Raw genomic sequence first — 12,776 nt, forward strand, 5'->3', positions numbered from 1 at the left:
GCGGGCCTCGTCGCAGGGGCGTCGTCGACCGTTCCGGCCGCGCCCCTGCTGGATCAATAGGTGGGGAAACCAGCCGGTTCCGGCTTCGCTTCTCCCGACCTATCGCGTCACTCGGCGGCGCTCGGTGGGTCCACCCAGCCGATCGCTCCGTCGCTGCGCCGATATACGACGTTGACGCGTCCGGTGCCAGCGTGGACGAACACGACCACCGGGGATCCCGTCATATCCAGGGCCGTCACGGCCTCGCCGATGGTGCGGCGCTGGAGGGTCTTGGTGCTTTCGGCGACGATCGGCGGATGGGCGTCACCCTCGACGGCGTCCTCGTCGTCCTCCTCCGGCGGGGCGGCGAACACCGCATAGGCGGCCTCGATCGCGGCGTCGTCCCCCGGTCCGGTGGCGTGCTGCTTGAGCTTGTGCTTGTAGCGGCGCAGCCGCGTCTCCAGGCGCTCGGCGGTCTGCTCGAAACTCGCCCGGGCATCGTGGGCGAAGCCGTTCGCCTCGATCGTGAGGCCGGACACGAGGTGCAGCACGCAATCCGTCCGGAAGGCGGTGCCGTCACGCCGGAGCGTGACATGGCCGTTGCAGGAATCGTGCATGTGCGAGTCGAGATATTTGGCCTGGATCGCGGACATCCGCTCCTCGACGCGGCCGCGCAGGCTCTCTCCGAGATCCACGCCGTGGCCAGTGACTCGCAACGATCCCATGCTGCCTCCCCCGTTTCGATGCAGACGGCCGACTTAGAGAGCCGGCTCGGGTTAAGTCAACGGAGCCACTTGCGGTTCAGGCGGTTGCTTAACCCTGGGTTCAGCCGGCCTGTCCGTATACAGGGAGGCTCCCGAGACGTGAGACGACTGCCTGCATGACGATCGACGCCGTGCCTTCCGCCGCACCGACACGCCGCGCCCTGCTGGTCGGCACGCTGGGTGCCGCCGCGGGACTGCTTCCGGCAGTGGCCCGTTCGGCCGAGCCGGACAAAGCGCCCGCGCTGCCCGGCAAGGGCGAGGCCTTCGAGGCGAACACCCTGACCGACCTGGCCCGCGCCCGTGCCGCAGCACCCTATGCGGGGCCGAAGACCGGCGACGTCCCGGCGGTCTTGAAGGCTCTGTCCCGGGAGGCGTACGACGCGATCCACCCGGCGGAGGGCCGCGCGCTCTGGGCCGACCGAAACGTGGGCTACGTTCTGGAGCCGCTCCTGCGCGGATCGATCTTCGAGACGCCGGTGTCGCTGTTCGTCGTCGAGAACGGGCTGGTTCAGCCCGTCGCGTACGACAAGACGGCGTTCGTCGCCCCCGGCCTCGATCTGCCAGATCTCGAACCCGACGCCGCCTTCTCGGGCTTCCGCCTCCGGGCCCGGTTCGAGGGTGCGGAGGACGTATCGAGCTTCGCGCTGTTCCAGGGCGCCTCGTTTTTCCGGCTCGTCGCGGAGGGCCAGGATTTCGGCATCAACGCCCGCGCGCTGGCCCTGCGGCCGGCCGATTCCCGCGGGGAGGAGTTCCCGCTCTTCCGGGCCCTGTTCGTGGAGACGCCCGCGCCCGGTCAGCCGGTCGTCGTTCATGCCCTCGCCGATTCCGAGTCGGCGACGGCGGCGTTCAAGATCACGCTCACGCCCGGCCGTGACGTCTCCACGGCGGCGATCGAGGGAACGGTCTTCGCCCGCGCCGACCTCGACCATATCGGGCTCGGCGGCATGCAGGGGAGCTACCTGTTCGGACCCCTCGACCGGAACCGCGTCGACGATCTGCGCGCCGCGGCCTTCTCGGTGGAGGGCTTGGCGATCCACAACGGCTACGGCGAGCCGATCTGGCGGCCCGTTCACAATCCGGAGGCCCTCCAGGTCTCTGCCTTCGTGGATCGGGGTCCGAAGGGGTTCGGCCTCATGCAGCGCGCCCGCGCGTACGATGACTTCGAGGATGACCGGCGTCATTGGGAACAGCGCCCGTCCCTGTGGCTGGAGCCGCTGGATGACTGGAACGAGGGCGCCGTCACTCTGCTTGAGATCCCGAGCGATTCCGAGCTGAACGAGAACGTCTTCGCCTATTGGCGACCCAAGGCGAAGCTGGCGAAGGGCGTGGAGATGCGCTTCCAGTGCCGTCAGCATTGGTCCAAGGGCTGGCCGGATCCACTGCCTCCGGAGATTGCACGGGTGCGCGACAGCCGCTGCGGCCATGGCAGCACCGGCAGCCGCCGCCTCTTCGCCGTCGACTTCGAGGGCGACACGCTGTTTCAGCCCGGCGATATCGACGTCGATCTCAGCGCGTCGGCCGGGACGATCACACGCCAGGACCGGTTTCGGTATCCCGAGCGCAAGACGTTGCGGATCCTATTCGAACTCGATCCCGGCAGCGCCCGCGCGAGCGAGCTGCGCCTCGCCCTCCGGCGCGGCCAAGCCCGGGTCAGCGAGTCGTGGTTGTTCCGCTGGACACCGTGATCCCCGATCCGCCTCAACATCAAGGACCGGCCTGCACCGTGCAATTGGACGAGACGATGACCGTGCCGCCCGCGATCGACGCCGCGCGCGTGGCCGAGGCGAGCCCCGATGACGGAGGCGGCATGCCGCGCGAAGCGCCGCTGGCCATGCCCGTCCAAGATCTGTCGCATTGGGACATGGGCCTGGGCCATCGGCCCGCACGACCCGGCCGTGATCCCTGGCCGGCGCGGATTCTGGTCTTCGGCGGCGCGCTGGCGCTCACCGCCTTCGGCGGCTGGCAGATGGTCGAGACCGTGTCGGTCTCGGGCAATCCGACCGCGCTCCAGCTCGTGCTGGTCGTCCTGTTCTGCCTGACGTTCTCGTGGATCGCGCTCGCCTTCACCAGCGCCGTACTCGGCTTCGGGATGCTGCTGCGGCGGCCGCGTCCGATGTCGGCTCCGACGGCCCTGACCACGCGGACCGCGGTCCTGATGCCCGTCTACAACGAGGCGACAGCCCGCACCTTCGCGGGTGTCGAGGCCATGCGCGAGGCGGTCGAGGCCACCGGACTGGGAGACCATTTCGACTGGTACGTCCTGTCGGATTCGACCCAGCCCGATGCCTGGATCGCCGAGGAGCGCGCCTTCCTCGAATTGCGCGGCCGCCTGGGTCCCGATGCCCGGCTCTACTACCGCCACCGGGCGAAGAATCACCATCGCAAGGCCGGCAATATCGGCGACTTCGTCACGCGGTGGGGTGGCCACTACGAGCACATGCTCGTGCTGGATGCCGACAGCCTGATGAGCGGATCGGCGATCGTGGCGCTGGCCTCCGCCATGGAGGCGGATCCGGATGCCGGTATCATCCAGACCCTGCCGCTGATCATCAACCGCAACACCCTGTTCGCCCGGCTTCAGCAATTCGCGGCCCGGATCTACGGCCCCGTGATCGCAGCCGGGCTTTCCGCGTGGTCGGGGCGGGACGGCAACTACTGGGGGCATAACGCGATCATCCGCACCCGCGCCTTCGCGGAATCCTGCGGCCTGCCGGATCTGCCCGGGAAGCCCCCCTTCGGCGGCCATATCCTGTCGCACGACTTCGTGGAGGCGGCCCTGATCCGCCGATCGGGCTGGGCGGTGTACATGCTCCACCGCCTGCCGGGCTCGTACGAGGAGAGCCCGCCGTCGCTGATCGACGTCGCGGTGCGCGACCGGCGCTGGGCGCAGGGCAACCTCCAGCATGCGCGAGTGATCGGCGCCGCGGGGCTGCATCCCGCGACCCGCCAGCACTTCGCCACCGGCATCGCCGGCTATCTCGCCTCGCCACTCTGGCTGATGCAGCTGGTGGTCGGCATCCTGCTTGTGCTGCAGACCGCCACGGAACGGCCGGACTATTTCGGGGGGGCGGGCTTCTCGCCGGTTTTCCCGCGATTCGATCCGGTCCGCGCGCTCCAGCTGTTCGGCCTGACCATGGCGGTTCTGCTTGCGCCCAAGGTCCTGGGCCTGATCCTGGCCCTCTTGGATGGTCCGGTGCGGCGCGCCTGCGGGGGCGCCGGGCGGCTCATCCTGTCGAGCCTGGTCGAAATCCTGCTCTCCGCGCTGGTGGCGCCGGTGGCGATGGTCATCCAGTCCGGCTCGGTGATCGGTATTCTGCTGGGACGGGACACGGGCTGGAATCCGCAGCGCCGCGACGACGGCTCGATCCCGCTGCGGGACATCGTCCGCCGTCACCGCTGGCACACGGTTCTGGGGCTCGTGGCGGGAATTGCGGCCTTCGCGATCGCGACGTCGCTGTTCCTCTGGATGAGCCCGACGATTCTGGGTCTGGTGCTCGCGATCCCGATTTCCTGGGCGAGCGGACAATTGACCCTGGGCCTGGCGCTCAAGCACCGGATGCTACTCGCCACGCCCGAAGAGGCATCGCCGCCGGAGATCGCGCTGCGGGCAGCGGCGCTTGCGACCCGCAATGCGGCTCGCGGCTACGACGACACCGATTCCCTCGTGGCGATCCACGCCGATCCCGCCCTTGCGCATGCCCATAGCCGGATGCTTCCGAAGGGACAGCGGCGGCCCCGGGGCGCGATCGACGCCGACCAGACGCTTGCGGCCGCCAAGATCTGCGAGGCCGAGACGGTGGCGGAGGCACAGCTGTGGCTCTCCCAGAAGGAGCGGATGGCCCTGCTTCACGACCGGGCCCTCGTGGACCGTCTCGTGCGCCTCGAGACCAGCCAAGCCTGATTGCGGTTCGCGCCGGAATCTCGGGCGGGGTGTTCGGCGATCACGTCCTCGTGCTGCGCGCAGCCGTCGCGGCACCGGCTCAAGGGCGCGGCCGGGTGTCGAGAGAAGGGATTAACCATTCGGATCCTAGACTCGGCCATCGTCACTCGGATCCGGTCATGACCCTGCTGTTCGTGTTCCTGCTCCTACCGCTCGCGCTTGCCATCGTTCTGGCCCGCGGCGAGCCGGTCCGCACCATCAGCTGCCTCGGCGCGATGGGGGTGGGCTGCGTGATCGCCTGCTTGAGCGTGGCCAGCCTCCTCCGCCACCGGGCGCGGCCGACCTGAGAGGAATCGCCGTCCGGCCCGAAGCGGGGAGTCGTTTCTCTACAGGAAGCCCACCGGTCGCGGACCGCCGGTCAAACTCCGCCCGGCCCGCGCAACCAGCTGAGAAAACGCGAGCGCCGCCGCCGTCGCCTGCGCGCGGGACGGGAAGCTACGCCGCGATTCGAGCACCGGCTCGTCGGTCTCGTTGACGAGAACCCACGACCAAAGCGACCGGCTGTTCTCACGGATCTCGAATTGCACGGGCGCCTGCCTTTCCGGGACATGCGAAGGGAAAGGCTCGCATCAGCCGGTGACATCCCGATGACGACACGGGATGATCGTCACGGCTTTCGAGCCGCCCGTCCGGTTCAGGGAAGTCTTCCACCGGGTTCGGTGCGTCGCTGGCTGGAAACCATGCCGAAGCGCGTGCGGGATCCGGCTGCAGAAGCGGCGGCATGCGAACGGGCCTGACGGACGCCTTGTTTCCGACGGCTTGGCGTTTCAGGCAGACGGCGCATCCCTGCTGCGCACCCCGCCGGAGTTTCCATGAAAGCCGTCAACGCGCTGATCGCCGATGAACTCGGTGTCGGGGAGGCGCAGGTTGCCGCCGCCGTCGCGCTCCTCGATGGCGGGGCGACCGTGCCGTTTATCGCGCGCTATCGGAAAGAGAATACGGGCGGCCTCGACGACACGCAGTTGCGCCGGCTCGAAGAACGGCTCTCGTATCTGCGCGATCTCAACGAGCGGCGCGCCACGATCGTCGCGAGCATCACCGCGCAGGGCAAGATGTCTCCGCCTCTCGCAGCAGCCCTCGAGGCCGCCGATACGAAGGCACGCCTGGAAGACCTGTATCTGCCGTTCCGACCCAAGCGGCGCTCGAAGGCCCACGCCGCCCGGGAGGCCGGCCTTGAACCGTTGGCCGAGCTTCTCCTGCGCCGGCCCGATAACGCGCCCGAGACGGTGGCGGCGCGCTACCTGTCGGACGCCCATGGCATCACCGATGTCGACGCCGCGCTGGACGGTGCCCGTGCGATCTTGATCGAGCGCTTCGCCGAGGACGCCGACCTCGTCGGGCGCCTGCGCACGGATTACTGGCGGGGCGGCCAGCTCGTCTCCCAGGTCCGGAAGGGCAAGGCGAACGAGGGCGCGAAATTCTCGGATTACTTCGCCTGGAGCGAGCGGCTGGAGCGGATGCCCTCACACCGCATCCTGGCGATCTTCCGCGGCGAACGGGAGGAGATTCTCGAGGTCGGCTTCACCGCGGAGGGTGAGGATTCCGCGCCCGGGATTCCCGGACCGTTCGAAACCGCGATCTGCCGCCGCTTCGACATCGCCCTGCGGGGCCGCGCAGGCGATTCCTGGCTCGTTGAAACCGTCCGCGCGGCTTGGCGGACGAAGATCCGGGTGGGCATCAAGCAGGATCTGCGCAACCGCCTGTTCGAGCGGGCCGAGGATGAGGCCGTGACGGTCTTCGCGGGAAACCTGAAGGACCTGCTCCTGGCCGCTCCGGCGGGCGGCCGCACCACGATGGGGCTCGATCCCGGCTATCGGAACGGCGTGAAGGTGGCGGTGGCGGATCGCACCGGCCGCGTCGTCGCGGTGGAGACCACCTATCCGCACGAGCCCCAGCGCCGCTGGCGCGAGGCGGTGGCGGCGTTGGGGCGCCTGTGCCGCCTCCATAACGTGGAGCTTCTGGCCATCGGCAACGGCACGGCCTCCCGCGAAACCGAACGCCTCGCCGCGGAGATCATCGCGTCGAACCCGGATCTTCCGCTCGCGAAAGTCATGGTCTCCGAGGCCGGCGCCTCGGTCTATTCGGCCTCGGAGATCGCCGCGCGGGAATTGCCCGATCTCGACGTGTCCCATCGCGGCGCCGCGTCGATCGCCCGGCGCCTTCAGGATCCCCTGGCCGAACTGGTCAAGATCGATCCGAAGTCCATCGGCGTCGGGCAGTACCAGCACGACGTGAGCGAGGCGAAGCTGTCGCGCTCGCTCTCCGCGGTGGTGGAGGATGCGGTCAACGCCGTCGGGGTGGACGTCAACACAGCCTCCCCGGCCCTGCTGGCGCAGGTTTCCGGCCTCGGCGGCGCGATGGCGGCGCGGATCGTCGCCCATCGCGACGCCCAGGGCCCGTTCCGAACGCGCACGGCGCTCAAGAAGGTCCCGGGGCTCGGCCCGAAGACCTTCGAGCTCGCCGCCGGCTTTCTTCGCATCCAGGGCGGCGACGACCCGCTCGACGGGTCGGGCGTCCACCCGGAAGCCTATCCGGTGGTCCGCCGCATCCTCCAGGCGACGAAGAGCGACATCCACGTCCTGCTCGGCAATGCCGCCCTCCTCGGCCGCCTGGCGCCGGAGCCGTTCGTCGACGCGCGTTTCGGCCTGCCGACGGTCCGCGACATCATCGCCGAGCTCGAGAAGCCGGGGCGCGATCCGCGGCCGGCCTTCAAGACGGCGCGCTTCCAGGAGGGTGTCGAGACGATCGGGGATCTCAAGCCCGGCATGCAGCTGGAGGGCGTCGTGACCAACGTGGCCGCGTTCGGTGCCTTCGTCGATATCGGCGTTCATCAGGACGGGCTCGTCCACATCTCGGCGATGGCGCGGCGCCGGATCGCGTCGCCGACGGAGATCGTCCGGATCGGCGAGGTCGTCCGGGTGCTGGTCCTCGGGGTCGATGTACCGCGCAAGCGCATCGCATTGTCGATGCGGCTCGACGATCCGATCGACCCGGCTCAGCCCGCCCGACGCGGGGGCGAATCGAAGATCGACGCGCCACGAACCCGGCCGAACGCCACCGCGGAATCCGCGCCGACCGGACCGCTGGCGGAAGCGCTCCGTCGCGCCGCCGCATCGGCGCGGCGCAGCTGACCATCGCGAGACACGCGGCATCCGCCGGCGCGGAACGGGAAGCGCCTCGGCTGACGTCCCGCATGCGCCCCGTTATGGTTAGCGCTTCGTAAACCTCCCTCCGGCCACAGATCGGGGATCGTGCCGCCCTGTGCGATCCCTGTGGCCGGATACCGGCGGCCGCATCGCAGCGGCGGCTCCCCTTTTCGGAGGCTGTGATGCAAGCGCGTGCTGCGGGGATCGACAATCCGAGCCCGATGATCGGCCCGGCACGCCTCATCAGAGCCGCCTTCGAAGCTTCGGACATGGCCGCGCTGGCCCAGGAGATCCTCGCCCGATCGCCCGATGGCGTCATCGACGCCGGGGCGGCGATGGATCTGGCGACGATCCTGTTGCTGATGCACCGCACCGACGAGGCACTGCAGCTCCAGACCGACATCCTTCAGGGCCAACGGCTCTTCTCGCTGCGTTCGAACCCGGATCAGGCGCGGGTCCGCGTGCTCATCCTCGTCACGGCCGGCGATCTCATGGCCAACACGCCGATCGATTTCCTGCTGAACGACGACGATTTCAGCCTCACCTATCTCTTCCTCTGCCCCGGCGAAGACATGCCGCGCGACCTGCCGGAGCACGATGTGCTGATCACGGGCATCGCGTATTCGAGTGGCGCCGAGCCGCTTTTGGAAGCCGTCGCGGCCGCCGCCGAAGGGTGGTCGCGGCCGATCGTCAATCACCCGCGCGCGGTTCTGAAGACGTCCCGGCACGGGATCGCGGATGCGCTCCGCGGCGCCGAGGGGATCCTGGCGCCTGCCGTCGCCCTCCTGGACCGGGCGGCGCTGAGCGCCTCAGCGTCCCGCCTTCCCGAGGGCCTGGACTATCCGGTGCTGGTGCGCCCCCTGGATACCCATGCCGGCAACGACCTCCAGAAGGTCGATCGGGCCGAGGATCTGACGCGCTACCTCGATCACGCAACCGCGGAGCGATTCTACGTCACGCAGTTCTGCGACTATCGTGGCCCCGATGGACTATTCCGAAAGCTCCGGGTCGTTCTGATCGACGGTGTCCCGTTCCTGTGTCACCTGGCCATCCGCGACCACTGGATGATTCATTACCTCAACGCCGGAATGCTCGAGGATGCCGAGAAGCGGACGGCGGAGGCCACCGCCATGGCCACGTTCGACGCCGCGTTCGCGCAGCGCCATCGCGCCGCGTTCGCCGAGATCCACCGAAGGATCGGGCTCGATTACCTGATCCTCGATTGCGCGGAGAGCACGGACGGCCGGCTGCTGATCTTCGAGGCGGATACCGGGATGGTCGTCCACGACATGGATCCCGTGGACCTGTTTCCCTACAAGCTGCCGCAGATGCGCAGGGTGTTCTCCGCATTCCAGCAGGCCGTCCGCGGGCGCGCTCAGACGCGCCCCGCCTAGGACGCGCACGGTCGGGCATTCACGCCCTTTCCGAAGCGGGCGGGCCCCGATCCAGGCCTTGCGGGAGTTCGAACGGCGGACAGGGCCGCCCTGTCACCAGGGGATGCGGCCGAAGCGGTCGATCAGCCGCTGATACTCGGCGTCGCTCTCGACTCTCGACGTCCCGCCCTGGCCGACATCCGAGGTTCCGGAGCCGGGATGCACCAGGCGGCACACCAGCGGCAGGATGAAGCCGTGGCGCACGAGGTGCGTGTTGGGGCCGCCGAACCGAAGCACGTTGGCGAGCCACGGGCGGACCTGAACGGCGTTCTCGAAAGTGCCGGGCGCCGTCGCCTCGACGAGGTGGGCGCGGCGCAGGCCGGTCTCGGCGAGGCGGCCGAGCCACTCGTTGTCGTAATGCCATTTCGAGGCGGGGTTGATCGCGCCGACCTGCGCGAAAGTGGACCGACGCATCAGCCAGCCCGACGGCGTCGGGAAGTCGTTGATCCGGACGACCTCGCCGGCCTCGTCCGTCTCGACCTGGGTCGAGGAGACGAAATCGAAGCTGTCCAGGGTCCGGAGCGCGAAACCGAGATAGGGCGGCAGCCAATGGTCGTCGTCCTCCAGGAAGCCGACGAAGTCCCAGCTTTCATCGACGGCCCGGATAGCCGCGTTCAGGGCGGGGATCTGCCCCTTGCGCTCGCCGCGCACGAAGGTGATCTGCGGATGCGCGGCGAGCCGCGCCGGGATCTCGGTCTCGGGGTCGGTCCCGACGAAGAAATGGATCGTCGCCGGCCTGTCGAGTTCCTGGCTGTTCGCGCTCTCCACCGCGTGTTCCAGGAAGTACTGGCCGGATTTACCGGCCAGAGTCGAAGGTTTCATCCGGGACGGCGTGATGATCGCAATCCGCATTCCCACGCCTCATCGTTTGGAGCGCAGCTCGCGGAAGCGCGGCGCGCAGTTGCGTCGCGGCCGATCGAATTGCCGGCCGTCACTCAGAGCTTGAAGGACTGTTCGCCGATATGTCCGAGCTCCTTGCTCAGATACGGATCGCACCAGATCCGGTAGCCGGCTGCACGGACCCGGTCGCTGAAGTCGAAGTCCTCGCCGATGTTCACCCCGGCCTCCTCATCGACGCGGAACCGGAAATACGGCCGCTTGAGGCTTTCGAAGACGGTCGATTTGATCAGCAGGAAGCCGGTGGGGATCCGAGCCATCTCCAGCAGGCCCTTGGGGGCGTCGGCCGGCTGCTCCGGCAGGATTTCGCCGAGGAAATGGAAGGGCGCCGTGCGCCGGGAATAGGTCGCGCCGATGATGTCGACCTGCCGCACCAGCAGTTTGAGCAGGGCGTCCTTCGGGAAGGTCATGTCGCTGTCGATGAACAGGACGTATTCCGCATTGTGTTTCTGCGCGTATTCCAGGCCCAGGTTTCGCGCGTCGGCGACGATCGATGATTTCCCGACCACGATCGACATCGGCATCTCGCCGAGGGAATGCATCATGGATCCGAGGCTGACGGCGAAATCCGCGTGGACCATGGTCCCGCAGGGGATCGCGATCGCCACATGGGGAAATTTCGTCGGCGCGGAGGGGGCCGGGTCGCCAACATCACCGGACGCTTGAGCGATCACAGTTGAGCTCCGTACTAGGGTGTGCCCCATTTCCCTTCGCCTGCCACGCCGGATCGAGACCGGCCGGGCAGGCACCACAGAATTGGCGAGCGCCGTCGGTTATGGCCGCGGATGGTTAATGGATCTTGAACGGCGCCGTCTTCCATCAATACTTAATGGATTTCGATGGCGATTCATTAAGGATCACTTCGGTCGACTTGAGTGTCGACAATCGGATTAACCCCCACGAAACATCTGGAGCGCGATTACTGGCGTGCCCGAGAAACGGGCGCATCAAATCAGAAAGATACGACCCATGTCCTCCATCACCCTGTCGGCCGCCACGCGTCAGAACCTGCTCTCCCTGCAGGATACCGCCCAGCTGATGGCGACCACGCAGAACCGCCTCGCCACCGGCAAGACGGTCAACTCCGCCCTCGACAACCCGACCAACTTCTTCACCTCCCAGTCCCTCGACGCCCGGTCCTCGAGCCTGAACACCCTGCTCGACGGCATCTCCAACGGCGTCCAGTCGATCCAGGCCGCCAACCAGGGCATCACCTCGATCCAGAAGCTGGTCGATCAGGCCAAGTCCATCGCCAACCAGGCCCTCTCGACCCAGCTCTCCACCACCGGAACCGCCGCCAACGCCTACAGCGCCAGCACCGCCTCCCAGACGGTGCTCCTGACCATCAACGGCACCTCCGTGTCGGCCAACGTCGCCGCCTCGTCGAGCATCAGCGCCACCGTCGCGGCCCTGAACTCGGCGGTCAGCTCGGCGTCGACCTCGTCCAGCGGCTCGTTCGGCGCAGGCGCGATCTTCTCGATCGACAGCACCGGCACGAAGATCGTCCTGAACGCCCAGGCCGACGTGGAGTTTCAGAACTCCGGCAGCCAGACGGCGCTCGGCTTCACCGCGTCGAGCACCACCGCCTCGACCTACGGCACCGCCGCCACCACCGTCGTCTCCAGCGACCTCTCGGTCTCCGGCGTGTCGCAGCGCGCCTCTCTGGCGAGCCAGTACAACAACCTGCTCAACCAGATCACGCAGCTCGCCGGCGATGCCAGCTACAACGGCGTCAACCTCATTGCCGGCAAGGGCAATGACATGAACATCAAGTTCAACGACACCGGCAGCTCGACCCTGAACGTCGCCTCGGTGGATGCCACGGCCAGCGGCCTGGGCCTGTCGTCGATCACCAACTCGAACAGCACGGCCAGCCAGAACGGCCTCGGCAACTTCCTGTTGAACTCGGACGTCAACAAGACCCTGTCGACCCTCACGAGCGCCGGCAACGCGCTGAGCTCCGCGGCGAGCGCGCTCGGCTCGAACCTGTCGGTCGTGCAGAACCGCCAGGACTTCTCCAAGCAGCTGATCAACGTGCTGCAGACCGGCTCGGCCAACCTGACCAACGCCGATCTCAACCAGGAAGCGGCCAATTCCCAGGCGCTGTCGACCCGGCAGTCGATGGGCATCTCCGCCCTGTCCCTGGCCAACTCCGCGCAGCAGGGCGTCCTCCAGCTCCTGCGCTAAGCGGCACGCGGTTCAAAACGACGGCCGGCCAGGGTTCCTGGCCGGCCGTTTTCGTTTGGGCGCGATCGGGTGGATTGACCGGACGGACGAGATGCGGATCCGCTCCGTCCGCTCTCGCAACGGCCAACCGCCCATCGAGCCCGGACCCGGCATGTCCGCGGCTTCGGCCGCAATCCACATCGCGATCACGCGATCCCGCACGGTCCCGGTTGCACCTGCCATCGCCATCCGCTCCAGGTGGCGAAGGTCTCCGTCGGCCCGTGCACGGCACCCTGAACCCGGCGCTCGCACAGCATCGAAGCCGACGGACCGATCGCCGTGATCCAAAGCGTGATACGCCCGCAGGCTTGCCAAGCTTGACCATATGCGCCAGCCTCTACGCAGTTCATACGGATCGATCCGAGCCGGAGCGCCGATGCTGGTGAATCAC

General features: G+C 68.0%; 10 protein-coding genes. 6 read left to right on the forward strand and 4 right to left on the reverse strand.

Annotated elements, in window-relative coordinates; translation table 11 throughout:
• Window positions 1–107: 107 nt before the first annotated feature.
• The gene (locus MCBMB27_RS11640; protein WP_043380150.1) at window positions 108–704 is read right to left on the reverse strand and encodes a ribosome hibernation promotion factor; all 597 of its coding nucleotides are present in this window, start codon (window positions 702–704) and stop codon (window positions 108–110) included.
• A gap of 155 nt (window positions 705–859) precedes the next feature.
• Here MCBMB27_RS11640 and MCBMB27_RS11645 point away from each other — a divergent pair, with 155 nt between their 5' ends.
• From MCBMB27_RS11645 to MCBMB27_RS30210, 3 genes are all read left to right on the forward strand, one after another.
• Window positions 860–2,428, forward strand: coding sequence for a glucan biosynthesis protein D (locus MCBMB27_RS11645; RefSeq protein WP_043352603.1), 1,569 nt, complete (start codon window positions 860–862; stop codon window positions 2,426–2,428).
• 56 nt (window positions 2,429–2,484) lie between these two features.
• Window positions 2,485–4,644, forward strand: a complete 2,160-nt coding sequence (gene mdoH, locus MCBMB27_RS11650) for a glucans biosynthesis glucosyltransferase MdoH (protein WP_075381937.1) — start codon at window positions 2,485–2,487, stop codon at window positions 4,642–4,644.
• A gap of 158 nt (window positions 4,645–4,802) precedes the next feature.
• The gene (locus tag MCBMB27_RS30210; protein WP_164706379.1) at window positions 4,803–4,970 is read left to right on the forward strand and encodes a hypothetical protein; all 168 of its coding nucleotides are present in this window, start codon (window positions 4,803–4,805) and stop codon (window positions 4,968–4,970) included.
• Window positions 4,971–5,009: 39 nt separating this feature from the next.
• On the opposite strand, the gene MCBMB27_RS11655 is transcribed toward MCBMB27_RS30210, so the two are convergent.
• Complete coding sequence (locus tag MCBMB27_RS11655; protein ID WP_043380155.1) at window positions 5,010–5,210, reverse strand: hypothetical protein; 201 nt, start codon at window positions 5,208–5,210, stop codon at window positions 5,010–5,012.
• Window positions 5,211–5,495: 285 nt separating this feature from the next.
• On the opposite strand from MCBMB27_RS11655, the gene MCBMB27_RS11660 reads away from it, so the two are divergent.
• Together MCBMB27_RS11660 and MCBMB27_RS11665 are read left to right on the forward strand one after the other, a co-directional pair.
• Window positions 5,496–7,814 carry a Tex family protein gene (locus tag MCBMB27_RS11660; protein WP_075380472.1) on the forward strand — a complete coding sequence of 773 codons (2,319 nt, stop codon included), beginning with the start codon at window positions 5,496–5,498 and terminating at the stop codon, window positions 7,812–7,814.
• Window positions 7,815–8,011: 197 nt separating this feature from the next.
• The gene (locus MCBMB27_RS11665; protein WP_075380473.1) at window positions 8,012–9,223 is read left to right on the forward strand and encodes an ATP-grasp domain-containing protein; all 1,212 of its coding nucleotides are present in this window, start codon (window positions 8,012–8,014) and stop codon (window positions 9,221–9,223) included.
• Window positions 9,224–9,316: 93 nt separating this feature from the next.
• Here the strand turns inward: MCBMB27_RS11665 and MCBMB27_RS11670 are convergent, their stop codons facing one another.
• Window positions 9,317–10,084 carry a glycosyltransferase family A protein gene (locus tag MCBMB27_RS11670; RefSeq protein ID WP_236952953.1) on the reverse strand — a complete coding sequence of 256 codons (768 nt, stop codon included), beginning with the start codon at window positions 10,082–10,084 and terminating at the stop codon, window positions 9,317–9,319.
• A gap of 113 nt (window positions 10,085–10,197) precedes the next feature.
• Window positions 10,198–10,908 carry a glycosyltransferase family 2 protein gene (locus MCBMB27_RS11675; protein ID WP_236952954.1) on the reverse strand — a complete coding sequence of 237 codons (711 nt, stop codon included), beginning with the start codon at window positions 10,906–10,908 and terminating at the stop codon, window positions 10,198–10,200.
• Between the two features lie 220 nt (window positions 10,909–11,128).
• Here MCBMB27_RS11675 and MCBMB27_RS11680 point away from each other — a divergent pair, with 220 nt between their 5' ends.
• The gene (locus tag MCBMB27_RS11680; protein ID WP_043353054.1) at window positions 11,129–12,346 is read left to right on the forward strand and encodes a flagellin N-terminal helical domain-containing protein; all 1,218 of its coding nucleotides are present in this window, start codon (window positions 11,129–11,131) and stop codon (window positions 12,344–12,346) included.
• Window positions 12,347–12,776: the final 430 nt, after the last annotated feature.

Origin of the sequence: Methylobacterium phyllosphaerae, assembly GCF_001936175.1 — a bacterium.
GTDB lineage: Bacteria > Pseudomonadota > Alphaproteobacteria > Rhizobiales > Beijerinckiaceae > Methylobacterium > Methylobacterium fujisawaense.